The organism is Streptomyces sp. IBSNAI002 (genome assembly GCF_052244475.1).
Taxonomy (GTDB): Bacteria; Actinomycetota; Actinomycetes; order Streptomycetales; family Streptomycetaceae; genus Streptomyces.
The window spans coordinates 7,141,826-7,168,559 of record NZ_JBQPXG010000002.1 but is presented as its reverse complement, the minus strand read 5'-3'; the positions used below and the strand labels follow the sequence as shown (position 1 = coordinate 7,168,559).

20 protein-coding genes and 3 pseudogenes are annotated in these 26,734 nt (G+C 70.3%); 16 read left to right on the top strand and 7 right to left on the bottom strand.

Translation table 11 applies throughout. The features are described from left to right. The first annotated feature begins 39 nt into the window (after window positions 1–39). The 5 genes from ACTVZO_RS33580 (at window position 40) to ACTVZO_RS33560 (ending at window position 5,837) form a co-directional block, all read left to right on the top strand. Window positions 40–936, top strand: a complete 897-nt coding sequence (locus ACTVZO_RS33580; RefSeq protein WP_443301902.1) for a hypothetical protein — start codon at window positions 40–42, stop codon at window positions 934–936. Continuing rightward, window positions 933–2,381, top strand: coding sequence for an NADH-ubiquinone oxidoreductase-F iron-sulfur binding region domain-containing protein (locus ACTVZO_RS33575; protein ID WP_443301901.1), 1,449 nt, complete (start codon window positions 933–935; stop codon window positions 2,379–2,381). The genes ACTVZO_RS33580 and ACTVZO_RS33575 overlap by 4 nt, the downstream gene beginning before the upstream one ends. Before the next feature lie 158 nt (window positions 2,382–2,539). Beyond that, window positions 2,540–3,553 (top strand): SCO0930 family lipoprotein, encoded by a 1,014-nt coding sequence (locus tag ACTVZO_RS33570; protein ID WP_443303352.1) that lies wholly within the window; start codon window positions 2,540–2,542, stop codon window positions 3,551–3,553. Window positions 3,554–3,641: 88 nt separating this feature from the next. Next, window positions 3,642–4,094 carry a hypothetical protein gene (locus ACTVZO_RS33565; RefSeq protein ID WP_443301900.1) on the top strand — a complete coding sequence of 151 codons (453 nt, stop codon included), beginning with the start codon at window positions 3,642–3,644 and terminating at the stop codon, window positions 4,092–4,094. Between the two features lie 171 nt (window positions 4,095–4,265). Continuing rightward, complete coding sequence (locus ACTVZO_RS33560; protein ID WP_443303351.1) at window positions 4,266–5,837, top strand: alpha/beta hydrolase; 1,572 nt, start codon at window positions 4,266–4,268, stop codon at window positions 5,835–5,837. A 25-nt stretch (window positions 5,838–5,862) separates the two neighbouring features. Here the strand turns inward: ACTVZO_RS33560 and ACTVZO_RS33555 are convergent, their stop codons facing one another. Next, window positions 5,863–6,315, bottom strand: coding sequence for an SRPBCC family protein (locus ACTVZO_RS33555; protein WP_443301899.1), 453 nt, complete (start codon window positions 6,313–6,315; stop codon window positions 5,863–5,865). Window positions 6,316–6,658: 343 nt separating this feature from the next. On the opposite strand from ACTVZO_RS33555, the pseudogene ACTVZO_RS33550 reads away from it, so the two are divergent. The 3 genes and pseudogenes from ACTVZO_RS33550 to ACTVZO_RS33540 all read left to right on the top strand — a co-directional run. Further along, a pseudogene (locus ACTVZO_RS33550) lies at window positions 6,659–6,931 on the top strand (NF041680 family putative transposase); the annotation flags it as partial. 233 nt (window positions 6,932–7,164) lie between these two features. Beyond that, window positions 7,165–7,905, top strand: a complete 741-nt coding sequence (locus ACTVZO_RS33545) for an enoyl-CoA hydratase/isomerase family protein (protein ID WP_443301898.1) — start codon at window positions 7,165–7,167, stop codon at window positions 7,903–7,905. Window positions 7,906–8,355: 450 nt separating this feature from the next. Beyond that, complete coding sequence (locus tag ACTVZO_RS33540) at window positions 8,356–9,291, top strand: NADP-dependent oxidoreductase (protein ID WP_443301897.1); 936 nt, start codon at window positions 8,356–8,358, stop codon at window positions 9,289–9,291. 110 nt (window positions 9,292–9,401) lie between these two features. Here the strand turns inward: ACTVZO_RS33540 and ACTVZO_RS33535 are convergent. Next, a pseudogene (locus tag ACTVZO_RS33535) lies at window positions 9,402–10,053 on the bottom strand (NF041680 family putative transposase); the annotation flags it as partial. A 373-nt stretch (window positions 10,054–10,426) separates the two neighbouring features. On the opposite strand from ACTVZO_RS33535, the gene ACTVZO_RS33530 reads away from it, so the two are divergent. Continuing rightward, on the top strand, window positions 10,427–11,560 hold the full coding sequence (locus ACTVZO_RS33530) for a hypothetical protein (RefSeq protein WP_443301896.1): 1,134 nt from the start codon (window positions 10,427–10,429) through the stop codon (window positions 11,558–11,560). 218 nt (window positions 11,561–11,778) lie between these two features. On the opposite strand, the gene ACTVZO_RS33525 is transcribed toward ACTVZO_RS33530, so the two are convergent. Both ACTVZO_RS33525 and ACTVZO_RS33520 read right to left on the bottom strand, forming a co-directional pair. Beyond that, a complete protein-coding gene (locus ACTVZO_RS33525; RefSeq protein ID WP_443301895.1) occupies window positions 11,779–12,978 on the bottom strand; it encodes a hypothetical protein in 1,200 nt (399 codons plus the stop codon). Next, window positions 12,975–14,729 (bottom strand): hypothetical protein, encoded by a 1,755-nt coding sequence (locus ACTVZO_RS33520; protein ID WP_443301894.1) that lies wholly within the window; start codon window positions 14,727–14,729, stop codon window positions 12,975–12,977. The genes ACTVZO_RS33525 and ACTVZO_RS33520 overlap by 4 nt, the downstream gene beginning before the upstream one ends. 67 nt (window positions 14,730–14,796) lie before the next feature. On the opposite strand from ACTVZO_RS33520, the pseudogene ACTVZO_RS33515 reads away from it, so the two are divergent. After that, window positions 14,797–14,997: pseudogene (locus ACTVZO_RS33515) on the top strand (transposase); the annotation flags it as partial. Here ACTVZO_RS33515 and ACTVZO_RS33510 read toward each other — a convergent pair. Next, window positions 14,923–16,197 (bottom strand): ISL3 family transposase, encoded by a 1,275-nt coding sequence (locus tag ACTVZO_RS33510; RefSeq protein ID WP_443303350.1) that lies wholly within the window; start codon window positions 16,195–16,197, stop codon window positions 14,923–14,925. The pseudogene ACTVZO_RS33515 and the gene ACTVZO_RS33510 overlap by 75 nt on opposite strands. A 206-nt stretch (window positions 16,198–16,403) precedes the next feature. Next, window positions 16,404–17,897: a hypothetical protein gene (locus tag ACTVZO_RS33505; RefSeq protein ID WP_443301893.1), complete on the bottom strand. Its 1,494-nt coding sequence runs from the start codon at window positions 17,895–17,897 to the stop codon at window positions 16,404–16,406. A 686-nt stretch (window positions 17,898–18,583) separates the two neighbouring features. Between ACTVZO_RS33505 and kdpF the strand changes: the two genes are divergently transcribed. The 6 genes from kdpF to ACTVZO_RS33475 all read left to right on the top strand — a co-directional run bounded on the left by kdpF (window position 18,584) and on the right by ACTVZO_RS33475 (window position 26,564). Beyond that, on the top strand, window positions 18,584–18,673 hold the full coding sequence (kdpF, locus tag ACTVZO_RS33500; protein WP_037789535.1) for a K(+)-transporting ATPase subunit F: 90 nt from the start codon (window positions 18,584–18,586) through the stop codon (window positions 18,671–18,673). A gap of 8 nt (window positions 18,674–18,681) precedes the next feature. Beyond that, window positions 18,682–20,346, top strand: coding sequence for a potassium-transporting ATPase subunit KdpA (gene kdpA / locus ACTVZO_RS33495; protein ID WP_443301892.1), 1,665 nt, complete (start codon window positions 18,682–18,684; stop codon window positions 20,344–20,346). Next, on the top strand, window positions 20,343–22,445 hold the full coding sequence (gene kdpB / locus ACTVZO_RS33490) for a potassium-transporting ATPase subunit KdpB (RefSeq protein ID WP_443301891.1): 2,103 nt from the start codon (window positions 20,343–20,345) through the stop codon (window positions 22,443–22,445). Before kdpA ends, kdpB begins: the two co-directional genes overlap by 4 nt. A 4-nt stretch (window positions 22,446–22,449) precedes the next feature. Then, window positions 22,450–23,166 carry a potassium-transporting ATPase subunit C gene (locus ACTVZO_RS33485; protein ID WP_443301890.1) on the top strand — a complete coding sequence of 239 codons (717 nt, stop codon included), beginning with the start codon at window positions 22,450–22,452 and terminating at the stop codon, window positions 23,164–23,166. Between the two features lie 84 nt (window positions 23,167–23,250). After that, window positions 23,251–23,940 carry a response regulator gene (locus ACTVZO_RS33480; protein WP_443301889.1) on the top strand — a complete coding sequence of 230 codons (690 nt, stop codon included), beginning with the start codon at window positions 23,251–23,253 and terminating at the stop codon, window positions 23,938–23,940. Window positions 23,941–23,972: 32 nt separating this feature from the next. After that, window positions 23,973–26,564 carry an ATP-binding protein gene (locus ACTVZO_RS33475; protein ID WP_443301888.1) on the top strand — a complete coding sequence of 864 codons (2,592 nt, stop codon included), beginning with the start codon at window positions 23,973–23,975 and terminating at the stop codon, window positions 26,562–26,564. On the opposite strand, the gene ACTVZO_RS33470 is transcribed toward ACTVZO_RS33475, so the two are convergent. After that, window positions 26,534–26,665: a hypothetical protein gene (locus ACTVZO_RS33470; protein WP_443301887.1), complete on the bottom strand. Its 132-nt coding sequence runs from the start codon at window positions 26,663–26,665 to the stop codon at window positions 26,534–26,536. The genes ACTVZO_RS33475 and ACTVZO_RS33470 overlap by 31 nt on opposite strands. Window positions 26,666–26,734 lie beyond the last annotated feature (69 nt).

The window sequence follows — 26,734 nt, the reverse complement described above, 5'->3', positions numbered from 1 at the left end:
AGGTGGGGTGCTCGGGGCCCAGGTGCACAGGAGATCTGGATGCCCCTGTCTCAGCCGTACCTACGCCGCTCGCACCGGGCCCGCCGCAGGAGTCGTCATCCGGCGACGGCCCCGGCCGCCCTCGCGGCACTCGCCTCCCTCATCGTGGTCGTCCGCGCGGACGCCCTGTCCCGCCTGTGGGACTTCCTCGACTACGGGGCGGGCGTGCTCTCGCTCGTCTCGCTCACCGCCACCGTCCTGTGGGGACTGGTCGCCACCGACCGGGTACTGCTCGAACCGGGCCACCGGCTGCTCGCCCAAGGCGCGCACCGCGGACTGGCCGTGGCCGGTCTGGGCTTCCTGGCCCTGCACGTGTGGGTCAAGGTCGCGGAGGCGCGGACGAGCGCGGCCGCCGCGGTGCTCCCCTTCGCGGACGACGAACGGCCGGTCCTCATCGGGCTGGGCACGCTGGCCGGCTACCTCTTCGTCACCGTGGCGGTCTCCGGCGCGGTGCGCAGCGTGTTCGCCACCAAGAACCGCTCCCTGTGGTGGCGGGCCCTGCACTTCGGCGCCTATCCGGCCTGGGGCGCCTCGCTGGTGCACGGGCTCAAGGCGGGCCGACCGGGCGGTGCATGGGTGACTGCGGCGTACGCGCTCTGCCTGATCGGGGTCGCCGGGGTGATCGCGTTCCGGGTGAAGTCGCGTGCGCGCGGGGCGCGTTCGCGGCCCGCTCCGGTACCGGGGCCGCGTCCCGGCACCGGCCCGGGCACCGGCGGCCCCCGCCGCGGCCTCGGCCCGGACGCGGGACGCGGCTCGGGCCGGGGCGGAGCGGCGCGTCCCCTCGTGTCCGGCGGGCGGGCGCCGCTGCCGCGGCCCGGCCCCCGGTCGTACGCCACGGCCGGCCGGCGGACGCCGATGTACGGCGAGCAGCCGGCCGCGGCGGAGCGGTGGCTGTGACCGGCGAGCCGCGCCCCGGCCTCGGCTGCGTGGGCGCCCCCAGGCTGCTGGCCGGGCTCGACCGGATCTCCCGGCTCGACCGCTCCGCCCATCTCACGGCGCACGGCGTGCTGCCCCGCTACCGCCCGGACGAACTCATCGGCCTGGCCGACGACATCGACCTGCGGGGCCGCGGCGGGGCCGGCTTCCCGTTCGCCCGCAAGCTGCGGGCCGTCACCCGCTCGGCCCGGGGACGGGACGCGCCCACGGCCGTGGTCGTCAACGGCAGCGAGGGTGAACCGAGTTGCCTCAAGGACACCGCACTGCTGCTGCACGCACCGCATCTGGTGCTCGACGGGGCGCTGCTGGCCGCGGCGGCGCTCGGCGCCGACGACGTCGTGGTGGGCGTCACCCGGGAGGACGTGGAGCAGTCGGTGCGGGACGCGGTGGCGGAACGCGGCCCGGCCGGGCGCCGGGTGCGCGTGGTGCGGCTTCCCGAGCGCTTCGTCACCGGGGAGGGGACCGCACTCGTCAGCGGGCTGGGCGGCGGGCCGGTGCTGCCGTCCGGCCAGAAGGTGCGCACCAGCGAGCGGGGGCTGGGCGGCGTGCCCACCCTGCTGTCGAACACCGAGACCTACGCGCAGCTCGGCGTCGCCGCCCGGCTCGGCGCGCAGGAGTACCGCTCGGCCGGTCTGCCGGCCGAGCCGGGCACGGTGCTGCTGACCGTGGCCGGTTCCACGGTGGTCGAGACGCCGACCGGCGCCTCGCTGGCGTACGTCCTGGAGCTGTGCGGTACGGATCCCGGGCAGGGTGTCCTGGTCGGCGGCTACCACGGCAGATGGCTGGACCCGGTGGCCGCGCGCTCGGCTCTGGTGTCCCGGCAGTCCCTGGCGGCCTTCGGGGCGGTGCTGGGGGCGGGGGCGGTGCTGCCGCTGCCCGAGGACACCTGTCCGGCCGGTGAGGTCGCGCGGGTGACCCGGTGGATGGCGAAGGAGTCGGCGGGCCAGTGCGGGCCCTGCGTACGGGGGTTGCCCGCGCTGGCCGACGTACTGGACGACGTGCTGCGCGGCGGGGGCGGTGCGGCCCTCGAGGCGGTGGAGGCGCGGATGACGGCGGTCCGGGGCCGCGGTGCGTGCAGCCATCCCGACGGCACCTCGCACTTCGTCGCCTCGGCGCTGGCCGCCTTCCCCGACGAGTTCCACGACCACGCCTTCGGCAGCGGGTGCGGCCGGCGGGTGCTGGGCGCGCTGCCGCTGCCGCGTGACGAGAGTCCCGAACGGCTCGTCGTGGACTGGACGCTGTGCAAGGGGCACGGGCTGTGCGTGGACATCCTCCCCGATGTCGTACGGCTCGACGCGGACGGCTACCCGGCCAAGGCGTCCATGCCCGTGCCCGCGCGGCTGCGCCCGAAGGCGCTGCGTGCGGTGCGGCGCTGCCCGGCTCTCGCGCTGCGCATCCAGGACTGAGCGGGTGCACGTGCCCGACCCGTCCCCCGGTTCATTTCTTGGCGCGATCCGACAAATTCCCCGTGAATTATGCCTGCGCCCCTCCCGGCCCCGTATCAATTACGGAAGGGACGAACGGAAATCGCTGGACCGGACCTGAAGGAGACATCGTGAAGAAAATGCGTCGTGAGATATTCGCCGGGTCGGCGGCGGTCGCGGTACTGCTGCTGACCGCCGGATGCGGACTCGCCGAGAAACCTCCGGGCCAGGGGAATGCGGTACAGCCCGCGGGTGACGGCAAGACGATCGGATCCGTGTACGGGGCGGACGGCTCGGACGGCGCGTACGGATCGGGGTCGGGGGCGGATCCCGCGTACGGGGACGGCGGCTCCGGCGCCGATCCGGCGGGCGGCGCCGGGAAGAACGGTCCGGCCGGGGAGCTGAAGGTGGCCGAGGTCGCGGGTCTGGGCGGCGCGGTCACCGACAGCGGGGGCTTCACGCTCTACCGGTTCGACAAGGACACGCCCAAGCCCCCCAAGTCCGCCTGTGAGGGCGACTGTGCGACGGCCTGGCCCGCGGTCGCAGCTGATGACGTCACCGCAGGTGAGGGCATTGACGCGGGCCTGCTGGGCTCGGCCGCCCGGGCCGACGGCACCCGGCAGCTGACCCTGGCCGGGTGGCCCGTGTACCGGTACGCGAAGGACGCCAAGCCCGGGGACGCGCTCGGTGAGGGCGTCGGCGGAACCTGGCACGCGCTGGGGGCGGACGGGAAGCCGGCCACCGTCGCGAAATCGGCGCCGGACGCCGGGGCGGGCACGGAGCAGGGCGCGGGCGTCGAACTGTCCGTCGCGCAGAATCCGATGCTCGGCGGCATCCTCGCGGACGCGGAGGGCCGCACGCTCTACCGCTTCGACAAGGACAGCGCCTGGCCGATGAAATTCGGCTGCCTCGACGCCTGTCTGGACACCTGGAAGCCCGCCAAGCCGGTGGACAAGTCGAAGGTGTCGGGAATCGCCGCCGAACTGGTCGGCTCGGTAAAGCGTCCCGATGGTTCGGAACAATTGACGATCGACTGCTGGCCGGTTTATTCGTTCACCGGGGACAAGCAGCCCGGTGATATCACCGGGCACAACAAGCAGGGCCTCTGGTTCGCCGTGACCGACAAGGGAAAGAAGGCGAAGTCGGCGCACTAGGAGAGGTCCTTCGGACCCGTGGTGCCCGGCCCCCTCCCACCCGGGCACCACGGCCCCCCCGTCAGCCAGTGAGGAAGCGAGAGCCGCCATGGCGCCGTCGTCAACCGCCCGTCCGCACCCTCGCGTTCCGCGCGCCGCCGCGCTGGCGGTGGCCGCCGTGTGCGCCGTGCTGCCGACCGGCGCGTGCGCCGGAAGCCCGGCCCCGTCGCACGGCGCACGGGCGCAGGAGAGCCGGGCACCGTCCGCCTCGATCGAGGAGATCGCGGCGGCCGTCGGCTGCACCGCCCATGTGGACGTCCAGGCCGAGGAGTTGCGCGAGGGCGGCTGCCAGACCGGGCAGGGCGCCTTCCGCATGGCGACCTTCGCCGCCGACGAGGGGCAGCGCTCCTGGCTGACCGAGGCGCGCGCGTACGGCGGCACCTACCTGGTGGGGAGCCGCTGGGTGGTCACCGCCCCGTCGGCGGACGCCCTGGCCGTCCTGCGCGGCCGGATCGGCGGCGAGGTCGAATCCGGCACCCCGCACGGCGGCGGGCACCACTGACCGCTCCGGCCGCCGGCACCGGCGGCGTGTCGGCCAGTTGTCCGGATATCGGCTCATTCGTGAGACGCACATGCCCCGGCCTTCGGGATGATTCGCCCCGCGGCCGTTTCCAACAAGGTGAGCGGGTAAGCGACTTCACCGCTTCACCGAAAGGAACGGCCACCCGTGCGCATGAAACGCCTCGCACCGCTGCTCGCCACCGCCGGACTCATCGCGTCCACCGTGCCCCTGCTGACCGCGACCCAGGTCTCCGCCGCTCCCGCGGCCGAGTACCTGAGCCAGAAGCCCTCCTGGCACCGGTGCAGCCCGGACCAGCCGGCCTCGTACGAGTGCGCCACCCTCAAGGTGCCGCTCGACTACCGGCGCCCCCAGGGCTCCACCATCGACCTCGCGATATCCCGGGTGAAGAGCGAGAACCCCGCCAAGCGGCACGGCGTCATGCTCCTCAACCCCGGCGGCCCGGGCGGCAGCGGACTCGATCTGCCGCTGGCGATGGGCGAGATGATGTCCAAGGACGTTCGGGACCGGTACGACCTCATCGGCTTCGATCCGCGCGGCGTCGGCGCCAGCAGCCCGATCAGCTGCGGACTCACCGACACCGAGCAGAACTTCGACCGGGCGTACCGGCCCGAGACCTTCTCCTCCGACGTGACGTGGGCGCGTACGGTCGCCGACAAGTGCCGCGAGAAGGCCGGCTCCGTGCTGCCGCACATCACGACCCGCAACACGGCGCGCGACATGGACACGATCCGTACGGTGCTGGGCGAGCGCAAGCTGTCGTACCTGGGCTACTCGTACGGGACCTACCTCGGCGCGGTCTACTCGCAGATGTTCCCGGAGCGGACCGACCGCTTCGTGCTGGACAGCGGCGTGGACCCGCAGCGGATCTGGCGCGGGATGATCCAGGTGTGGGCGACCGAGGCCGAGCCCGCCTACCAGAGGTGGACCGGCTGGGCGGCCGAGCGGTCGGCCGAGTACGGGCTCGGCGACACCCCGAAGGCCGTCTCCGACACCTTCTGGGGTCTGGTGGCGCGCGCCGACCGCGAGCCGATCGACTTCGAGGGACAGAAGGTCGACGGGGACCTGATCCGGTCCGCTCGCGGGGTGTTCTTCTACCCGGCGCAGGCCACCCCGCTGATCGCGGCCCTCAAGGCCGCCGCCGAGGGCAGGCCGCTGCCGGCGGGGCCGGACACGGCCGGTCTGAAGCGGCTGCTCACCGGCGAGCCGGCGGCGGCCGAGCCCGCGTCGGACAACGGCACCGCGGTCTTCTGGGCCGTGGTGTGCGGGGACACGGGCAGCTGGCCCCGCTACACCGAGCAGTACGAGCGGGACGCGGCGAAGGACAAGGTGAAGTACCCGCTGTACGGGGACTTCGCGTCCAACATCAAGCCGTGCGCCTTCTGGGACCGGCCCGTCGAGTCGGCCACGCCGATGAAGAAGCAGGCGAACGTGCTGACGGTGCAGAACGAATGGGACTCCCAGACCCCGCTCACCAGCGGCGAGGGCATGCACCGCGCGCTCAGGGGCTCGCGGATGGTGACGGTCGCCGGTGGCGAGGGCCACGGCGTGTACCTCACCGACCCGACCTCCTGCGCCGACGCCCAGGTCAACTCGTACCTGACCACGGGCCGGCTGCCCGCCGGGGACGTGACCTGCCAGAGCCCGGCGCCCGCCGCCGGGAAGCAGGACTCGGTGGCGCCGCCGAAGCAGCTGCCGGTGCCGGCCGGCCCCGGGCGGTTCTGACCGCCCCGTGACGGCCGGATGACCGCTACGGCGTGAGGGACGCCTCCGCGGCCGCCTTGATGCGGCGGCCGAACGCGGGGGCGTCCTTGCGTGCGGCGCTCACGGCGAGGCCGACGAGCAGCTTGCCGAGGCCGTGGCCCTCCAGGGTGTTGAAGATCCGGACCCGGGTGCGGCCGCCGGGGAGCGCCTCCAGGTCGTAGCCGCCGTCCGCGGTGACCAGGTTCCGGCTCTGCTCCGTCCAGCGGATCAGGTGCGGCGGCTCGAAGCCGACGATGCGGAACTCGCGGCCGGTCTTCATCCCGGCGTCCTTGACGGTGCTGCGGAAGACCGTGCCGAGCGCGGTCGGGCCCTCGGGGGTCTTGGTGATCTCCTGGACGCGCGGGCTGAAATCGGGGTCGTTGCGGCCGTCGGCGAGGTAGGCGAAGACCTCCTCGGCCGGCCGGTCGATCTCGACGCTCGCCTCGAACTGTCCGGACATGTCCGCTCCTCGCTCCGGGTCCCCGGTCTCCTGCCCCATGCTCCCAGACCCCCTCCCGGCCCGCACGGCCGGTGTCAGCCGAGGCCGGGGATCGCGGACACGAGCAGGTCGATCAGTTTGATGCCGATGAACGGCAGGACCAGGCCGCCGAGGCCGTAGACGGCGAGGTTGCGGCGGAGCAGGTCGTGCGCGGAGGCGGGCCGGCAGCGGACGCCGCGCAGGGCGACCCCGACGTCCGCCCGGGCCAGCGCGGGCTCGTCGCCCGCGGCCCGTCCCCGTCGTGGGCCGCCACCGGCAGCGGGGTGCCCCCGGACCGGGAGACGAAGCCGATCACTGCGTCGCCTCCGCCGACCGGTGGACCTGGCTGGGGATCGCGGCCTACACCCAGCTCTGCCCCGCCCGACCACTCGCCCAAGATCTGCGCAGGCCGTGGGAGCGACCGGCCGAACCGAACAGGCTGACCCCAACCCGCGTCCGACGCGGGTTCAGGAACCTACGGGCAAAGACGGGTACTACGGCCCGTGCACCAAAACCTAGCCGGCCCGGCCCAGGCCGCCCAGCAGGCTCGAAGAACCGACAGCCCGCCACCCGCCACCCGCCACGACGTCGGACACGTCCTCGCCACCGGCGAGGCATACACCCGACCCGCCCACCACAAGACCGGCGCCAAACCACGTCGAACTGGATAAATCACCAGCTGAGGTCCGGGCGGCGTACTAGCACTCTGGAGGGGCCGGTCGGAGGTTACGGCACCGCGGTGTGGACCGGAAGATCGACAGGGTCTCGACGCCGCCCCCGAGTGGTGCCGAGCCTTCCGGACCCCGCCGTACGCCGCTAGGAGACATTCCCATGAGTACTTGGGCAGCCGAGACCCGGGAACGGATCGCCGTCCTGACCTTCCGTCGAACGCCGGACAACCAGATGGACCTCGCATCGCTCGACGAACTGGCGGGCCACCTGGAGGACATCGCCCGACGTACCGACGAAGTCAGCGTCGTCCTCCTGAGGAGCGGCATCGACGGCGTCTTCGTCAAGCACGCCGATCTGGACATCCTGCGTCGTGCCGCCGCCGGGACTCTGAGCGACGCGGAGGCCGAGACCTGGCCCCGTACTCTCGCGCTGATGGAATCCCTCCCCCAGCCCGTCATTGCGGCCATCGACGGCCAGGCATGGGGCGGCGGCTTGGAGACCGCACTCGCCGCCACGCTCCGCGTCGCTTCGGTGCGTTCCCACTTCAGCCAGCCCGAGATCCGCAACGGCCTCATCCCGGGGGGCGGCGGAACCCAGCGCCTGCCGCGCCTCATCGGCTCGGCCGCCGCCGACCTGATCCTGACCGGCCGGCCCATCGGTGCCGAGGAAGCCTTGCGGCTGGGAATCCTGAACGCGGTTCTGCCGACCGAGGACTTCGACCACCGCGCCGAGGAGTGGGCAGCGCAGGTGGCTCGCAACGCGGCGCCCGCGCTCTTCGCCGCCAAGCGTGCCCTGCTCGACGGCCTCGCGCTGCCTCTCGCCGACGGCCTGGCCCTCGAAACCGCTTTGTTCAGGCAGGTCATCCCGCTCAGCGCGTTCGCCGTGCCCGCAGCCGGCTGACCTCCTACTAGGACACGTGATCTCGTCGGAGTGCCTGCTCGGTGGTGGCGGGTGGTGATCTCGCGGCCGGGGGCCGGAGCTGAAGAGGGACGACCGGTGCGCCGACACGCCGCCGCGCGTCGGCCCTACGCCGAAGCCGGGGTCACGGCAGTACGCGTCCCGGTGGTCGCTGCTCCGTCCAGGGGCCGACGCAGGAGCGTGAAGGTGGCGTCCAGCCCGGACATCGCGCGGACGGGGTCCGGGCCGGCCTTCCGCATGATCTGCGAGCCCTGGTCATCGACGGCGCTGCGGTCCTCCAGAAGCTCAAAGCCCCGAGGTCCTGCTCGACGCCCTTGAGCGGGCGGCGGCAGCAGGTGCCCCCCTTGCCAGGGCCTGAGCCTCCACCCCGCCCGAATACCACCCCACTACCCACGCCGTGTCATCGGCGCGGACACGATTGAGGAGATTCCCATGAAGGCAGCAGTCATCAACCAGTACGGCCAGGTCCGCGACGTCGTCCGCGTCGCCGACGTGCCGGTCCCCGCCGTCGGCCCCCAGGACGTGCTTGTCGAGGTCCGGGCCGCCGGGGTCAACCCGGTAGACCACCTGATCGTCAAGGGCCTCATGAGTTCTGGCACGCCGACCACGGACGTGGTCATCGGCAACGAGCTCGCCGGCGTGGTCACCGAGGTCGGCGCGGACGTCACCCGCTTCGCCATCGGCGACGAGGTCTTCACCCGCGTCGACCCGCGCCTTGGCGGTGCCTTCGCCGAGTACGCGGCCGTGGACCAGTCCCTGGTCGCGGCCAAGCCGGCCGCTCTGACCTTCGAGGAGGCGGCCTCGCTGCCCCTCGTCGCCCTCACCGCCCTGCAGGCTCTGACCGAGCAGTCCGATGTGCGTGCCGGGACCCGCGTACTGATACACGGCGGCGCCGGCGGCGTCGGGTCTGCAGCGGTGCAGATCGCCAAGCAGCTGGGCGCGGAGGTCGTGGCCACCGCCAGTGGCGACGGCGTCGAAGTGGTCCGCGAGCTGGGCGCCGACCAGGTGATCGACTACCGCGTCCAGAAGTTCGACGAGGCTGTCTCCGACGTGGACGTCGTCCTTGACACCATTGGCGGCGAGACCCAGGAGCGGTCGTTCGCCGTGCTCAGGTCTGGCGGCACGCTGGTGTCGATCCTCCCCATCGCGGACGCCGAGGCCAAGAAGAACCAGTGGAACGTCGAGGCCCGCAGCTTCTTCATGCGCCCCCACGGCGAGCAGCTGACCCATCTCGCCGCACTGGTCGAGTCCGGGCAGCTCCGCCCGAACGTCGAGACCGTCTTCCCCCTCGACCAGGCCTGCGAGGCCCTGCAGAAGGTCGAGCGCGGCGGAGCCCGCGGCAAGACCGTCATCGCAGTCCGCGCCTGACCACACGCGGCGACGCGCATTCTCCACGTGTTCGGATGCGGGGCGTGGTTGTGTCGAGCCGTCGGCAGTGGGCCGGCGAAATCCGGTGGTCGCGGAGCGGGCGCGGGCGGTTACGCCGGCGCCCGCCACGGCTGGGGCTGCGCCTGCAGCTGTGGACGACCGGTGGCGAGGACTCTTCCGACGCCGTGGCGTGCTGCGGGATACCGGTCCTTCGAGCCTGGTGGCCGTCCGGGGCCGGGGCGACCGGGTTCGGGTGCACCGGCTGGTGAGTCAGTCGCCGGGCGGAGGTTCCTGAACCCCGTCGGACTCGGGCGGGGGTGAGTCGCTCGGGTGGGGCCGGCGTCTCCCAGGGGTGCCGCAGATCTCGTGCGAGCGGCCGGGCGAGATTGAGCTGGGTGTGGGCGGCGACCACGAGCCACGTCCACCGGTCCGCGGCCTCGGGACTGCGGAGCTTCGGGCGGGTCCAGCCCAGAGTCTGCTTCCAGAAGCCAAGGTGTGCCCGACACCGAACCTCCGCAGGAAGGCCTGCCAGCAGCGGTCAACGCCGGCCGCGGTGGCGCCGGTCTTGGACCACCGTAGCCAGACCGGATTCGGGTCACCGCCCGAGGGCAGGTGCCCGACTTTCAGGCGGATGACAGTGCCCTCGATAACGGGCAGCTCAGCGGCATGGTCGAGCCAGGCCGCCCCGCGGGTCTGCCGGGGGTGGAGCCGGTCCCAGGCCCGTGCGGCCGCTGTCTCGTAGCGGCGGGTGTCGGTGACCGTGACCGTGACCGTGACCGTCTGGAGGCAGAACGGACATCCCACCCCCGAAACCTGGGAATGGCCGCTTTCCGCCGGCTGCCGCCCCGATGTCTTGCCACGTCAGCGCGGTGCACGCGCGCCCCGCAAGGGCCGCACCTCATGCAGGAACAAACTGTTCGAACGACCGAAAGATTGCAGGGGGTGCTCGGGGCGGCGCGACCCCTCGGCCCTGCTGTCGCCGTACGGGGAGGCCGATAAAGGTCGTCCACCAAATGCCTTACAGCGCAGCCGAATTGGGACGAGCCGGATGGCCGATGCACCGGCCGACAGAGAGCCGGAGGATGGCTGCACGGATTCCCCCCGTCCGACCAGATCCTCCGACCCAGGAGTCGCCGTGAGACCTCGCATTGCCGCCACCGCGTTCGCCGGCCTGTTATTCGCCTCGACAGGCGCGCCCGGGGCCGCAGCGGCCCCGACCGCCGTCCCGAACTCGTACTGCACCTATTACTTCGTGGCGGCGCCGGTCTGCTACGACACGTTCCGCGAACTCATAAGGGAGGCCACGGACTACGAGATCCAGGACGCTCCCCTCGTCGCCCCGCCGGGCGGCCCGGCCGCCACAGCCACGCTCAGGGCCGCAATGGAGAGCGTGAGCCGGAGTTACTCGGGGATGCACTTCTCCGAGCCCGACTACACCGGGGACGTCCTCCTCGTGTGGAACGGCGGCTGCCGGGCCCGCGGGGACAAGCGCCTGCTGCCGGATCTGAGCACTTGGGCGGGCGGCAAGTTCAACGACAGGCTGAACTCTCAGATCGGGATGAACGGCTGCCAGATCGGCCTCGCCGAGGACCCCGACTACGGCGGCAGCCGGCAGGCGGCTCTCCCCTTCGGCCAGCAGCCCGCCGGCAACACGCTGCACGGCAAAATGACGTCGGCGGCCTACTACTACTCCCCGACCACGCTCGACGTGACCGCGGACTGCGGGAACGGAAACGCCGACTGCACCTACACGGCGGAGACCAGGGCCCTCGGCAAGAGCTCGCCGAAGCTGGTGGCCGACGTCAACAACTGCACGTCCATCGAGCAACAGCAGAACATCACCTGGACCAAGTCGATCGAGACCTCCACGACGGTCGGCGGCGAGGCGGGCACCCAGGTCAGTGTGGAGGCCGGCTTCGGCGACTCCTTCAAGGTCGGGGTCGCGCTGACCCTGAAGGCCACCTGGGGCAAGAGCATCTCTGAATCGACGTCGTTCTCACAGACCGCGCTTCTCAAGGTCTCGGCCCGCAACAAGGGCTTGCTCTACCTCTCGCCGCCGATCGAGACCTTCACGGGCACGGCGGCGGCCGTCTACAAGGGCAGCGGCATCGTGGTCAAGGTTCCGTACACGGTGACCCATGCCGTGGAAACAGAGGCGGCCGGGACGACGTTCAACTCCAGGCCCCTGACGGCTGCGGAGCTCGCCTCCCCTGTCGACTGCCCTACCGGCTCCTCGGCCCTGACCGCCGAACTCGTACGCCGTGCCTGAGCCTGCCAGTTCGTCACGCGTGGCGGCACCGACGGCCTTCCGCTAACGGCCTACCCGGCCGGAAGCGGAGCCGCACGGGCCGCCTCGCCCCCGCCTCTGGAGGCGATCGGGCACGGTCAACCCGTTGGGGGGCCGGCCCCGGGAGCGACCGCCCCGCCTCCTTCATGGAGGGTGGGGCCCTCCCGACTCCGGCCCGCGTCCGTTCGACGCTGTCGCGGTCAGCGGCGACGCCGGGAAGCGATCATCAGGGCCGCGCCGATACCGGCCGCGCCCAGGGCTCCGCCTCCCCACCACAGGGCGTTGCTGCCCGTGGAGGCAAGGACCTGGTCGACGAGCGACTGATCGCCGTCGTCCTTCTTGCCGCCGTCGCCGGCGGGCGGGTTCTGCCCGTCGCCGGGCGGCGGGGTCGGGTCACCGGGGTTGTCCGGGGTGCCGGGGTCACCGGGCTTGCCGGGGTCATCCGGGTTGCCGGGGTCATCGGGCTCGTCGGCCGTGACCTTCACGCTGGTACTGCCGCAGATGTCCTGGCACTCCTGGGGGTTGGCCGCGTCGGAGCGGGCCGCCAGTACGTCGAACCGCAGGTCCTTCGCCTCTTCCGGGGTGAAGGTGAGCGTCAGCGACTTCTCCTCCCCGGACTTCAGGTCGCCGACCTTCCAGGTCCCGAAGCCCTCGCCGCCCGGCTCACCGTTGAAGTCCGTGCCGCCGTCGTGGGTGAGGCCGTTCACCTGGGGCAGGTCGACCTCGACGACCGTGTTGCGGGCCGTCGAGGGGCCCTCCTTGTTGGCGACCGTGACCTTCACCTTGGCCTGCTCGCCGACCTTGACGGCGTTCTTGCCGTCCACCGCCGCGATGGACACGTCGAGGCCCGCGACCTGCTGCACCGTGACCTTGTGCTCCACCGGCACACCGATCTTGCTGCCCTTGCTCTCGTCCAGCGGCGTCTTCGACTCCTTCACCGTGGCCCGGTAGTCCAGCTCGTCGTGATCGGGGAGCACCGTACCGGTGAGCTTCAGGACGGCCTGGCCGCCGATCGGCACATCGGCCGGCTTCCAGAGACCGTCCTCATACGTGCCCCCGTTCGACCCGGGCGTTGCCTCGGGGTCGCCGACCCCGGCGGGAACCGGGACCTCGATCTCGAGCCCCTGTGCCTTGGACACGCCGGGATTCGTCGTCTTCACGGTCCACGACACCTTCTGGCCGGGCAGCGGACGGCTGCCCGTGCCGGCGTCCGGGGTGACCGTCAGGTTGGCGGCAGCCAGCTGCACCACGTTGAGCTCGTTCACGGCCACATGACCCTCGGTCTTGTTCGAGTCGTCGCAGGGCCCGTAACCACGCGGGTCAGGGATGTCGGCGCCTGTGACGCACACCCGGTACAGAGTCTTCTCCTGGTCGGCGGGAACGATCCCCTTGGCCGTCAAGTCGACCGTCTGCTTGAAGGCAATACCGTCAACGTGGCGCTCCGCGCGATGTCCACGGAGGTCTGGGAAATATTGTTCCCGAGTTCGAACTCTTCCAGATTCTTATACGACTCCGGGTCGACTTCCGCCCTGAGGGCAACCTTTTTCTCATCCGCGAGAACGGTGACCGGAAGAGTCAAAGTCGCATCCTTCCGGGGCTCCATCAAGCCCACAGACCACACGCCGGCCTCCTTGTCGTAGCCGTTCACGTCTTCATCGAGCTTGACGCCGGCAGGGAGCGGCAGATCCACGCGGAAATTCTGTGTGCGGGCAGGCCCGGCGTTGTCGGCCTTCACGACGAGCTTGAGCTTGTCGTCCGGCTTCACCACACTGCCCGCCGGGAGCGAGGTACCGTCATCGTTCTGAATTTCCGCCTTGACGCCAAGGTCGATACGATTGCTCGAGTTGGTCGAATAGCTGGTGGAAATGACCCGCCCCTTCAAGTTGATGGTGCTTGATGTGACATTGGCTTCAACTTCAAGGGTGCCCGAGTTCTTCACTTCACCAGAGAAGGTGAGTTTCCTCGAATCACCGTTCGCCAGCGATCCGAGCTTGCACTCGTAAGTGCCGCCCATCTCACCACAAGTCACACCCTGAGGCAGTGGCACGGTCGGCTTGAAATCCTGAAGACCGGCCGGCTTATCGACATTGACGACCGCGTTCTGCGCATCATCGGGGCCACTGTTCTTCACAACGACGTCGACATCGGCCTTGTCGCCGACCTGGTATCCGTTCTCATTAGTGAAGCCACCGCCATCGAACCCGACATCAGCACGAGGTGTCATAAGGAGGCTCGAACTGAGCCACACCGTCCCGCCCCTGACGACCAGGTTCGACGGCAGGACCATATTGTGAGCATTGGGCACCTCGCTCACTTTGTCGACCTGCACCTCATACTCCACCCTGTAGCGCTCACCCAGCCCAATCTCACCACCCGACTCTCCGGGCGTGCTGCCAATCGGGATCATGAGGATTTTTCCGTTGACCTTGGCAGTCACATCAGCAAGATTCACGTTGCTGCCCTGAACGCGACCGACCTTCGCAGAGCCCGCATATTTGACTCCCGCCGGAAGCTGAACCTTGAGCACTTCCGCGGTTTCACTGTCACTGTGTTCCATGCCCGCAACATAAGTGAGCTTAGTCGGCATGCCGCCAACGCCGGAGCGTGCATCGAAACTGTATTGCAGCACCTTACCCCCGGTATTAAACTTCTGCATAATACCGCCGCTGCGCACCGCGGCGGTTTGATACCCATCACTCGGAGAATTTATCCCATGGGTCACAAAAGGCCCCTCTCCCCCGGGAACCCATGCCGTCCAGCCCGTCGGCATCACCGGAAACCTCGCCACGCTAACAGGCGGATTTCCGAAGCTTCCGTTCTTGAAATCAGGAGAAGCCGGCAGAGGTGCCGCTCCTTTGGTTTCCGCATTCGCGTACTGAAGTGCGAGTGTGGACGTGAGTAGCGCAAACAGCACCGCTCCGATCCACGCCAACTTTCGCGAAGCGCGGCGCTTTCCGCTTCCCATGTGCGGGCCTTTCGCCAGTCTTGCCGATGTTGATGCAACGCAGGACATCCTCAGAGGTACGCTCGTCCGGCAGGTGCCGTAAGGGCAGCCATTCGGGACTGTCTGACCCTCGAAACACCGTGCGGCCGTTGTGCTGAGCGCGAAGAACGGGGCCGGCACCGCTGCCGGCGCGAAGGCGATGAGCATCGTGGGCGGCATGGCCGCCGGCGCCGATTCCCTCGAGGACCTGGACGTCCTGCGTCAGGGCGGGCTGATCGAGTCCGTGAACGCACGCATCCGCAAGGCCGTCCGGGCCCGTGGGCACTTCCCGAACGAGCAGTCCGCCATCAAGTGCGTCTACATGGCCATCATGAGCCTCGCCCCCTTCGACGGCCGACTCTCAGCCGCCCGCCGCTGGACCCCTAACAACTGCAGAACCACCGTTAACTTGGATCTGCCTCACATCCGGTGGTAACGCTGGGTGGTGTTGGCGGAGGAGGGTGAAGCCTGCTCGTCCGTGTATCTGGTGGGCCATCCGTTTGGTTTTGGTGCTGACGCCTTCGGTGGGGCCGTAGCTGTACGGCGGTGTGACCGCGGCGATGACGGCGTCACGGTCTCGCTCGAGTCCGCGGGTGATGGCGTGCAGGTGCGGCAGGTCGGCGGAGCGGACCTGGGAGATCCACTGGTGGAGCGCGTCGGCGTTCTCGGGCTGAGGTGTCATGAGCGGGGCGAAAGCCCGGATGGCGGTGGCCAGGTGGGTCATCTCGGGACAGACGGCGGTCAGCGCGTCCAGGAACCAGTTGCAGGCGGCGAGGCATTCGAGGAGGCCCATGCCCTGGTCGAGCAAGCCGTGGATCTGGTGCCAGCGTTCCAGCGTGGTCTGGGCTCGGGGTCCGTCATGGATTGGGGTGTCGAGCACGGTGGCCCAGCAGGTGCTGTGCGCCTTCACCTCGTCCAAGGCGGCCTCGCACAGGTTGTTCCACCGATGCCAGCGGTCACTGACCTGCACCGCGTCCGGCAGAGCACGACGGATGCCTTCCGCGTAGGTCGTCGATCCGTCACGGCACACGACCTCGACGCCCGGATGGGCCCGCAGCCACGCCTCCAGCGTGTCGGACGTGCGGTCGGGCAGGACGTCGATCCGGCGATGGGTCTCTGCGTCGATCACCACGGTGGCGTAGCGGTGCCGCCGGCGCAGAGCGAAGTGGTCGACACCAACCACTCTCGGCACCCGTCCGTCCGGCAGCGGGATGCCCAGCAGGACGCGGAGGGCCGTGTGACGGGACAGGCCAATGGCCAGTGCCGCCAGCAACCGTACTCCCGCCCGGCCCGCCAACTCCTTCGCCCCCGCCTTGGCCTGCCTGGCCAGACGGGGAGTGCGCAGCTGACAGCGCTCCAACACCCCGGGCACCTGCTCGCGGAAGGTCTGGCGGCACCCGCGCGTGGGACACACCGAGCGCCGCACCCGTACTCGGAGCACCACCCGCCGGCCGTCGACCGGCACATCGGCCACCGTCCACCAGTGATACCCGTGCACCTGCCCCGACAGCACCCTGCACGCCGTCGACTTTACGGACCCGGCGAAGGTGCGTTCACCGGGTGCCCGGAGGCGGGCATGGTCGCGGTTGCCGGTGAGGGGTGTGCCGTCCGGGCGGACGATGACCCGCACGTTCATCCCGTGCCGGCGGTGCTTCATCGATGCGACCAGTACGTCACCGGAGCACGGGTGCTTCTTCAGCGAGAGCATCCACTGCATGTCGGCGTCGTCGACGGGCGGGCCGATGTAGTAGTCGCGGATGCGACGCGGTCCCTTGACGGACTCGCACTCTCCACGAAGCCTGCAGAAATGAGCCCATTGGCTTCGGGCATCAAAGGCCCTGATCAGAAGGTGTTGTAGGCGATGATCGCTCGGGCCAGGTCGCCTGGCTGGAGACCGTCCGGGGCGCCGACGACGTCGTCGGCCGCGACGATGTTCAGGTGCTGCCTCAGCTCCGGGGCCTTCCAGGGACCGGTCAGTTGCCGGTGCAGGAGTGCATTGAACGTTGCAGCACGCTCCAGCAGGAACGCGCGGGTGATTCCGGAGGGGCCGTGGGGGTCCGCCGGGGCGTACCGGATGGGGGTCATGCGCCAGCAGGCATTGCCGCTGGTGACGGGAGTGACGTTGCGTATGAATTCCGCGGGACAGGACCAGCACTGCCCGCGCCAGGGATAGGCGTCGAGACGGGGATCCCAGAAGGTCCCCGCGGGGCAGTTCCAGGCCCAGGTCTCGTTGCGCACGTACGTCGCAGAGGTGCTCACTGCCTGGCTGGGCAGCCAGCACGCGGTCCCGTCGGTGACGGGCGTGATGTTGCGTACGTGCCCGACCGGACAGGACCAGCACTCTCCGCCGTTGCGGGGGTCGTAGAACGTGCCGGATGCGCAGGTCATCGAGTCGGGTAGCGCCGTGAAGCTCTGCTGCAGGCCGGCCAGGCCGAGGAGTGTGTCAGGCTGGACGATCCCGGCCATGACGAAGAACTTGCCCGCGTCGGCTCCGGGGTCCCTCGCGAGTGCCGCCTGGTTGCGTGCGATGGTCTCGTCGAACAGTGCCCTGGGGCTGGCGAAGTCCCTGAGGTAGTTGCCGACCGGGGGGCTGTCCGCGGGATAGCTGCCCCGGTCGGACGAGGCGTGCGGAGCACTCCAGACCCAGTCCCGCCCGACGAGCCCCGAGCCGTCGAAGAGGATCACGTTCTTCCCTGCGGCCACGAGACTGCCGTAGGTGGAGGAAGGGGAGAACTGGGGCTGGGGTGCGAGCCTTGCCGTACCCACGACGCCCGCCAGGCGCTCGTACGCATCTGCGGTGGCCGCGGGCAGTTCCTCGGCCGGGGCGGTCACGGACAGGCTGACGATGACGACTTCCGAAGGGTGCGCGGCGATCCACCGGCCGATCTGTTCGGCGTCACCGTTCGGCTCGAAGAACGCGGCGCCCAGGGGGGAGCCGTGGTAGGTGAACCACCGGCCGTCCTGCTTGCACAGGCGCAGGTCCAGGTAACGGGATCCGCCCGCGAGCTGCTCGGCGACCGATACGCGCTGGGTCCTTGCGACGCTCGCTGCCAACTGCGGGAAACCCGTGGCCAGGTTGTAGATGTAGCCGGTACGGCACTGACCCGACCGCGCGGTGATGCTCCAAGAACCGGAGTCGTGGCTGCCGGGCATGGCGATCCGATTGATCGGTGTGCCGGCGAGCCGGGGGGCCAGATCCGCCATCCACGAGTCGAGGCGCACCCGGCTGGTTGCCGGCGGGCCGTCAGCATGCACCGGCCCGGCGGCGGGGATCCACGTCATCGCCAGCGCGGCGACCAGGACGAGGAAGCGGGACAACACGGTTCTCTGCTGCAACAGGGCGTCTCTTAACGGGGGCACAGATCACTCCTCAGGGGCGGATGTACGGAGTACTGCTCGGCCGCAGTCTCGACTCTCAGGGTGCCACCGTTGCATTGACGTGGACATGCTCTATCACGGCTGGCTGCAAGATGTCCGATTCCCTCTCACCGCCGTAGCGGTGCAGTGCTGCCAGCCCGCCCCGCAGGGGGTCCTCGGACGGCTGGAAGGGAAGGCAGACGCCCAGCGTGACGTGCTCGACACTGAGAGCGACCAGACGGTTCAGGATCTTCCGATTGTCCCCGCTGGTCGGCCGCGGTGATGACGGCTGCTGGAGCTGGGCCGCGCCGTGCCGGACGGGGACGGCATGGCGAGCCGACGCCGGGCTGTGGTGATCGGTGGTAGCGGGAGACGGGGCTCGTGCCAGGAGAGCGGCTCGGCCATCAGGCGGGGCCGGGCGTCAGGCGGGGCCGGGCGTCAAGGCGGCGTCAAGACTCCCCCGCCCCCCGTATGGACCCCGTCAAAGTGGCTTAACGCCGGGCTGAAGACACGGTTATCTCGTCATCGGCCAGCCAACTGGCCGATTCGGTTCTTTCCTCTTCCCTCTTCACTCAGGAGCTCGCGATGGCCGACCTGGCCTTCGTCGTCACCACGGTCGCGGTGTTCGCGCTGGTGGCTCTCATCGCCCGGGGGGTGACCAAGCTGTGAACGCCGAGAACATCGTCGGCCTCGTCGTGGCCGTCTCCCTGCTGGGTTACCTCGTCCTCGCCCTTGTGTACCCGGAGAGGTTCTGAGCACTGACATGAGCTCCGTAACCGCTGGCGTGCTCCAGCTCCTCGCGCTGATCGCCGCGCTCGCGCTGGCCTACCGCCCGCTGGGCGACTACATGGCCCGCGTCTACTCCTCCGAGAAGCACTACAAGCCGGAGAAGTGGATCTACAAGGCCATCGGCGCCAACCCCGCCGCCGAGATGCGCTGGCCCGCCTACCTGCGCGCCGTCCTGGCCTTCTCCGCCGTGGGCGTCCTCTTCCTCTACGCTCTCCAGCGGGCCCAGGGGATCCTGCCCGGCTCGCTCGGCTTCTCCGCGATCGACCCGGACCAGGCCTTCAACACGGCCGCATCCTTCGTCGCGAACACCAACTGGCAGTCGTACTACGGCGAGCAGGCCATGGGCCACGTCGTGCAGACCGGCGGCCTGGCCGTGCAGAACTTCGTCTCCGCCGCCGTCGGCATGGCCGTCGCCGTCGCCCTGGTCCGGGGCTTCGCCCGCTCGCGCACCGGTGAGCTGGGCAACTTCTGGGCCGATCTGGTCCGCGGCACCGTCCGGATCCTGATCCCGGTCTCCGTGATCGGCGCGGTCGTCCTCGTCGCGTGCGGAGCGATCCAGAACTTCTCCGGCATCCACGAGGTCGGCCAGTTCATGGGCGGATCCCAGCAGTGGAACGGCGGCGCGGTGGCCTCCCAGGAGGTCATCAAGGAGCTCGGCACCAACGGCGGCGGCTACTTCAACGCCAACTCCGCGCACCCGTTCGAGAACCCCAACCCGCTCTCGAACCTCTTCGAGATCTTCCTGATCCTCGTGATCCCCTTCGCGATGACCCGCACCTTCGGCAAGATGGTCGGCTCCGTCAAGCAGGGCTACGCGATCCTCGCGACCATGGCCATCATCTGGCTCGGCTTCACCGCGCTGATGATGTGGACCGAGTTCGCCCACCACGGCCCGGTCTTCGACGTCTCGGGCGGCGCGATGGAGGGCAAGGAGACCCGCTTCGGGATCGGCGCCTCGGCGATCTTCTCGGTCGCCACCACGCTCACCTCGACCGGTGCGGTCAACTCCTTCCACTCTTCGTACACGGGACTGGGCGGCGGGATCCAGCTGCTGGGCATGCAGCTCGGCGAGATCGCTCCGGGTGGTGTCGGCTCCGGCCTCTACGGCATGCTGATCATGGCGATCATCGCGGTGTTCATCGCGGGCCTCATGGTCGGCCGCACCCCCGAGTACCTCGGCAAGAAGATCGGCACCCGCGAGATCAAGTTCGCGGCCTGCTACATCCTCATCACGCCGGCTCTGGTCCTGGGCTTCACCGCCGTGGCGATGGCCCTGCCCACCCCCGGCAACTCGATGACGAACACCGGCGCGCACGGCTTCTCCGAGATCCTCTACGCCTACACCTCGGGCGCGAACAACAACGGCTCCGCCTTCGCCGGGCTGAACGCCGACACGCAGTGGTTCAACAGCACCATCGGCATCGCCATGCTGCTGGGCCGCTTCCTGCCCATGGTGTTCGTCCTCGCGCTGGCCGGCTCGCTCGCCGAGCAGAAGCCCGTCCCCGCCACGACGGGAACGCTGCGCACGGACAAGCCGCTCTACACCGGTCTGCTCGTCGGAACCATCCTGATCATCACCGGTCTGACCTACTTCCCGGCCCTGGCGCTGGGTCCGCTCGCCGAAGGGCTCGCGTCATGAGCACCATCACCCCCACCCGCGCACCACACGAGGACATCCCCACGGGCCACAAGCCGGCCGGGCGGGTCGGCGGCGGTCTCTTCGACCCGAAGCAGCTGGTGAAGTCGTTCCCGGACGCGGTCCGCAAGCTCGACCCGCGCGTCATGGTCAAGTCGCCGGTCATGTTCGTCGTCCTGATCGGCTCGGTCGTCACCACCGTCCTGGCGGTCAAGGACCCCACCGACTGGTTCGGCTGGGCCATCACCGCCTGGCTGTGGCTGACCACCATCTTCGCCAACCTGGCCGAAGCCGTCGCCGAGGGCCGCGGCAAGGCCCAGGCCGACACGCTGCGCAAGGCCAAGACCGACTCCGTCGCCCGCCGCCTCACCAAGGACGGCGCGAGCGAGGAGCAGGTCCCCGGCACCGAGCTGAGGATCGGCGACCTCGTCGTCTGCGAGGCCGGCGACATCATCCCCGGCGACGGTGACGTCGTCGAAGGCGTCGCCTCGGTCGACGAATCCGCGATCACCGGCGAGTCCGCACCCGTCATCCGCGAGTCCGGCGGCGACCGCTCCGCCGTCACCGGCGGCACCAAGGTCCTCTCCGACCGCATCGTCGTCAAGATCACGACGAAGCCGGGAGAGACCTTCATCGACCGCATGATCGCCCTCGTCGAGGGCGCCGCCCGGCAGAAGACCCCCAACGAGATCGCCCTCAACATCCTCCTGGCGTCCCTCACCATCGTCTTCCTGCTCGCGGTCGTCACCCTCCAGCCCTTCGCGATCTACGCGGGCGCCAGGCAGTCCATGATCGTGCTGACCGCACTCCTGGTCTGCCTGATCCCGACCACCATCGGCGCGCTCCTGTCCGCGATCGGCATCGCGGGCATGGACCGCCTGGTGCAGCGCAACGTGCTGGCCATGTCCGGCCGCGCCGTCGAGGCCGCCGGCGACGTGTCCACGCTGCTCCTGGACAAGACCGGCACCATCACCCTGGGCAACCGCCAGGCATCCGAGTTCGTCCCCGTCAAGGGCACCACCGAAGCCGAGCTCGCCGACGCCGCCCAGCTGTCCTCGCTCGCCGACGAGACCCCCGAGGGCCGCTCCATCGTCGTCCTGGCCAAGGAGAAGTACGGCCTGCGCGAACGCCACCAGGGCGAACTCGCCCAGGCCGAGTGGATCGCCTTCACCGCCCAGACCCGTATGTCGGGTGTGGACGTGGACGGCAGGAAGACCCGCAAGGGCGCGGCCGGTTCGGTCATCGCCTGGGTCACCGAGCAGGGCGGCCGGGTCTCCGACGACGCGGACACCCTCGCCAACAGGATCTCCGAGGCCGGCGGCACCCCGCTGCTGGTGGCCGTCCACGACGAGCAGGGCGCCCGGGTCCTGGGCGTCATCCACCTCAAGGACGTGGTGAAGGAGGGCATGCGCGAGCGGTTCGACGAACTGCGCCGCATGGGCATCAAGACCGTCATGATCACCGGTGACAATCCGCTCACCGCCAAGGCCATCGCCGAAGAGGCGGGCGTGGACGACTTCCTCGCGGAAGCCACCCCCGAGGACAAGATGGCCCTCATCAAGCGCGAGCAGGCCGGCGGCAAGCTGGTGGCGATGACGGGCGACGGTACGAACGACGCGCCCGCGCTGGCCCAGGCGGACGTCGGGGTCGCGATGAACACCGGCACCTCGGCCGCCAAGGAGGCCGGGAACATGGTGGACCTCGACTCCAACCCGACCAAGCTCATCGAGATCGTCGAGATCGGCAAGCAGCTCCTCATCACCCGGGGCGCCCTGACCACCTTCTCCATCGCCAACGACGTCGCGAAGTACTTCGCGATCATCCCCGCCATGTTCGCGGTGGTCTACCCCGGTCTGGACAAGCTCAACGTCATGGGCCTGTCCTCCCCGAACTCGGCGATCCTCTCCGCGGTCGTCTTCAACGCGCTCGTCATCATCGCGCTGGTGCCGCTCGCCCTCAAGGGCGTCCAGTACCGGCCCACCAGCGCCGACAAGATGCTCCGCCGCAACCTCGGGATCTACGGACTCGGCGGCCTCGTCGCCCCGTTCATCGGCATCAAGCTCATCGACATGCTCATCTCCCTCATCCCCGGAATCGGCTGACGTCATGAACAACTCTGTAGGCAACTCGGTACGGCTGCTCGGAGCGGGCCTCCGCGCCCTGCTGGTCCTGACGATCGTCTGCGGGGTCGTCTACCCGCTGGCCGTCACCGGGATCGCCCAGGCCCTGTTCACCGACAAGGCCAACGGCTCCGAGATCAAGGACCACACCGGGCAGGTCGTCGGCTCCTCCCTCATCGGCCAGAGCTACCACCTCCCCAAGCAGAACCCCGACGACCCCGAAGAGGCCGCCAGGCCGGACCTGAAGTGGTTCCAGCCGCGCCCCTCCAACGGCCTCGGATCCAACAGCGTCAACACCCGGTACTCCCTCGTCCTCTCCGGCGCCACCAACCGCTCGGCCGACAACGGCGCGGTCAACGGCACGTGCACCGGCCAGGCCGAGGAGGGCACCCTCTGCGCCCAGGTCATCGCCGCCAAGGACGCCGTCATCGCCGACAACTCCACGGCCGGCCACCGGATCAGGCCGCAGGACGTCCCGGCCGACGCCGTCACCTCTTCCGGCTCCGGCCTCGACCCCGACATCTCCCCCGCGTACGCCGGGCTCCAGGTCCGCCGCGTCGCCGAACGCAACGGCCTGGACGTCGAGCGGGTCGAGAAGCTCGTCGCGGACCACACCACCGGCCGCACCCTCGGCTTCATGGGCGAACCCCGCGTCAACGTCCTCGAACTCAACACCGCGCTCAAGGCCCTGGCCAAGAGCTGACGCTGACGCTGACGTTCCACGACGCACGGCAAGGGGCCCCCGGCCCCTTGCCGTGCCCGCAAACGAAGGAAGGGCTGCACACCCATGACCCGGGTGCTGGTGGTGGAGGACGACCCTCAACTCGTCCGCGCGCTCAAGATCAACCTCCAGGCGCGCAAGTTCGACGTCGAGGAAGCCTCCGACGGCAGCTCGGCCCTGCGGCTCGCCGCCACGCGCAAGCCCGACGTCATCGTGCTGGACCTCGGGCTGCCCGACATGGACGGCATCGACGTCATCAAGGGCGTCCGCGGCTGGAGCCGGGTGCCGATCCTGGTCCTCTCCGCCCGCCACACCTCCGAGGACAAGATCCGCGCGCTGGACGCGGGCGCCGACGACTACGTGACGAAACCGTTCAGCATGGACGAGCTGCTCGCCCGGCTCCGCGCGGCCACCCGCCGCCAGGAAGCCTCCCCGGCCGCCCGGACCGACCAGGCCGCCGTGATCACGACCGAGGAGTTCACCGTCGACCTGGTGGCGAAGAAGGTGCGCCGCGGGGAGCGCGCGGTGCGGCTGACCCCGACCGAGTGGCACCTGCTGGAAATCCTCATCACCCACCCCGGACGCCTGATCACGCAGAGCCGGCTGCTCCTGGAAGTGTGGGGCCCGGCCTACGGCGAGAACACCAACTACCTGCGCGTGTACATGGCGCAGCTCCGGCGCAAACTCGAAGCCGACCCCTCCCACCCCCGGTACCTGATCACGGAACCGGGCATGGGCTACCGCTTCGAACCCTGACAACGCACACGACGGAAGAACGAGTTCGCCACATGGGACGCGGAAAGCTCCGGATCTACCTCGGCGCCGCACCGGGCGTCGGCAAGACGTACGCGATGCTGTCCGAGGCGCACCGCAGGGTCGAGCGGGGCACCGACTGCGTCGTCGCCTTCGTCGAGCACCACGACCGCCCGCGCACCGAGGTCATGCTGCACGGGCTCGAGCTCGTCGAGCGGCGCGAACTGGGCTACCGGGACTCCGCGTTCACCGAGATGGACGTCGACGCCGTGCTCGCGCGCCGCCCCGCCGTGGCGCTCGTGGACGAGCTGGCCCACACCAACGTGCCGGGGTCGCGCAACGCCAAGCGCTGGCAGGACGTCGAGGAACTCCTCCAGGCCGGCGTCGACGTCGTCTCCACCGTCAACATCCAGCACCTCGAATCGCTGGGCGACGTCGTCGAGACGATCACCGGCGTGCGGCAGCGGGAGACCGTACCCGACGAGGTCGTGCGCCGCGCCGACCAGATCGAGCTCGTCGACATGTCCCCGCAGGCCCTGCGCCGCCGCATGGCCCACGGCAACATCTACAAACCCGACAAGGTCGACGCCGCCCTCTCCAACTACTTCCGTCCCGGCAACCTCACCGCACTGCGCGAACTCGCCCTGCTCTGGGTCGCCGACCGCGTCGACGAATACCTCCGGGAGTACCGCGGCGAGCACGACATCCGCTCCACCTGGCAGGCCCGCGAGCGCATCGTCGTCGGACTCACGGGCGGCCCGGAGGGGCGCCAGCTGATCCGCCGAGCCGCCCGCCTCGCCGAGAAGGGCGCCGGCGGGGAGGTCCTCGCCGTCTACATCGCGGCCAGCGACGGGCTCGGCTCGGCCTCGCCGAAGGAACTCGCGGTGCAGCGCACCCTGGCCGAGGACCTCGGGGGCACCTTCCACCACGTCATAGGCGACCACGTGCCCAGCGCCCTGCTGGAGTTCGCCCGCGGGGTCAACGCCACCCAGATCGTGCTGGGCGTGAGCCGCCGGCGGTCCTGGCAGTACGTGTTCGGGCCGGGCGTGAGCGCCACCGTGGCCCGCGAGTCGGGGCCCGACCTCGACGTGCACATCGTCACCCACGACGAGGCCGCCAAGGGCCGCACCCGCGGTCTGCCCGTCGCCCGCGGGGCCCGGCTGGGGCGCTCGCGCCTCATCTGGGGCTGGCTCACCGGCGTCGCCGGCCCCGTCCTGCTCGCCCTGCTGCTGAGCCGGGTCGTCCCCGATCTGGGCCTGGCCAACGACATGCTGCTCTTCCTCACCTTCACGGTGGCGGCGGCGCTGCTCGGCGGGCTGCTGCCCGCGCTGGCCTCGGCGGCGTTCGGCTCCCTGCTGCTGAACTACTACTTCACCCCGCCGCTGCACCAGTTGACGATCTCCGACCCGAAGAACATCGTCGCCATCGCGATCTTCGTCGGCGTCGCGGTCTCGGTGGCCTCGGTGGTGGACCTGGCCGCCCGGCGCACGCACCAGGCGGCCCGGCTGCGCGCCGAGTCCGAGATCCTCTCCTTCCTCGCGGGCAGCGTCCTGCGCGGCGAGAACTCGCTCGACGCCCTCCTGGAGCGGCTCCGCGAGACGTTCTCCATGGACTCCGTGGTGCTGCTGGAGCGGCAGAGCGAGGTCGACTCCTGGTCCACGGCGGCCTCCGTCGGCCCGCACCCGGCGGCCCGTCCCGAGGACGCCGACGTCGACCTGCCCATAGGCGAGAACATGGCGCTGGCCCTGACCGGCCGGGTGCTGCCCGCCGAGGACCGGCGCGTCCTGGGCGCCTTCGCCGCCCAGGCGGCCGTCGTGCTCGACCGCCAGCGCCTGGTCGACGAGGCCGGCAAGGCCCGCGAGCTCGCCGAGGGCAACCGGATCCGCACGGCGCTGCTCGCCGCCGTCAGCCACGACCTGCGCACCCCGCTCGCCGGCATCAAGGCCTCCGTCACCTCCCTGCGCTCCGACGACGTGGACTGGTCGCAGGAGGACCGGGCCGAGCTGCTCGAGGGCATCGAGGACGGCGCCGACCGCCTCGCCGCGCTGATCGGCAACCTGCTCGACATGTCCCGCCTCAACACCGGCACGGTCGTCCCCCTGATCCGCAGGACCGACCTCGACGAGGTCGTCCCGATGGCGCTGGGAGGCGTACCGGAGGACAGCGTCGACCTCGACATCCCCGAGACCCTGCCGATGGTCGCCGTGGACCGCGGTCTGCTGGAGCGGGCCGTCGCCAACATCGTGGAGAACGCCGTCAAGTACAGCCCCGGCGGCCGGGCCGTGCACGTCTCCGCCAGCGCCCTGGCCAGCCGGGTCGAGCTGCGGGTCGTCGACCGGGGGCCCGGGGTGCCGGACGAGGCGAAGGACCGGATCTTCGAGCCCTTCCAGCGCCACGGCGACGCACCGCGCGGAGCGGGGGTCGGCCTCGGCCTCGCCGTCGCCCGTGGCTTCACCGAGGCCATCGGGGGCACCCTCACGGCGGAGGACACCCCGGGCGGCGGCCTGACCATGGTCATCACGCTCCCCATGGCGGGGGACGGCCCCGCGGTCCCACCGGAGCTCCCGGCGTCCGCGGACGGCGTGGGCGTGCCGGCTCAGAACCGGACGGGCAGGCCGACCGGGTAGGTGCCCTCGCCCGCGAATCCGACCCGTTCGACCGCGGCCCGCCCCACGGCGAGGGCGAGGGCGAGGCCGTCGCGCCGCAGCAGCAGCTCTTCGAGGACCACCTCGATCCGCAGTCCGCCCTGCTCGGCGCGTCGGCCTGGTGGCTGGACCGGTGGCTGGACCGGTGGCTG

What these genes read in the sequence shown, in the direction of transcription:
- ACTVZO_RS33555 (WP_443301899.1), bottom strand. Translation starts at nt 6,315, where the DNA reads ATGTCCGGACAGTTCGAGGCGAGCGTCGAGATCGACCGGCCGGCCGAG.
- kdpA (WP_443301892.1), top strand. Translation starts at nt 18,682, where the DNA reads ATGAGCTCCGTAACCGCTGGCGTGCTCCAGCTCCTCGCGCTGATCGCC.
- ACTVZO_RS33565 (WP_443301900.1), top strand. Translation starts at nt 3,642, where the DNA reads ATGGCGCCGTCGTCAACCGCCCGTCCGCACCCTCGCGTTCCGCGCGCC.
- ACTVZO_RS33570 (WP_443303352.1), top strand. Translation starts at nt 2,540, where the DNA reads ATGCGTCGTGAGATATTCGCCGGGTCGGCGGCGGTCGCGGTACTGCTG.
- ACTVZO_RS33560 (WP_443303351.1), top strand. Translation starts at nt 4,266, where the DNA reads ATGAAACGCCTCGCACCGCTGCTCGCCACCGCCGGACTCATCGCGTCC.
- ACTVZO_RS33475 (WP_443301888.1), top strand. Translation starts at nt 23,973, where the DNA reads ATGGGACGCGGAAAGCTCCGGATCTACCTCGGCGCCGCACCGGGCGTC.
- kdpB (WP_443301891.1), top strand. Translation starts at nt 20,343, where the DNA reads ATGAGCACCATCACCCCCACCCGCGCACCACACGAGGACATCCCCACG.
- ACTVZO_RS33480 (WP_443301889.1), top strand. Translation starts at nt 23,251, where the DNA reads ATGACCCGGGTGCTGGTGGTGGAGGACGACCCTCAACTCGTCCGCGCG.
- ACTVZO_RS33540 (WP_443301897.1), top strand. Translation starts at nt 8,356, where the DNA reads ATGAAGGCAGCAGTCATCAACCAGTACGGCCAGGTCCGCGACGTCGTC.
- ACTVZO_RS33545 (WP_443301898.1), top strand. Translation starts at nt 7,165, where the DNA reads ATGAGTACTTGGGCAGCCGAGACCCGGGAACGGATCGCCGTCCTGACC.
- ACTVZO_RS33485 (WP_443301890.1), top strand. Translation starts at nt 22,450, where the DNA reads ATGAACAACTCTGTAGGCAACTCGGTACGGCTGCTCGGAGCGGGCCTC.
- ACTVZO_RS33580 (WP_443301902.1), top strand. Translation starts at nt 40, where the DNA reads ATGCCCCTGTCTCAGCCGTACCTACGCCGCTCGCACCGGGCCCGCCGC.
- ACTVZO_RS33520 (WP_443301894.1), bottom strand. Translation starts at nt 14,729, where the DNA reads ATGCTCATCGCCTTCGCGCCGGCAGCGGTGCCGGCCCCGTTCTTCGCG.
- ACTVZO_RS33510 (WP_443303350.1), bottom strand. Translation starts at nt 16,197, where the DNA reads ATGAACGTGCGGGTCATCGTCCGCCCGGACGGCACACCCCTCACCGGC.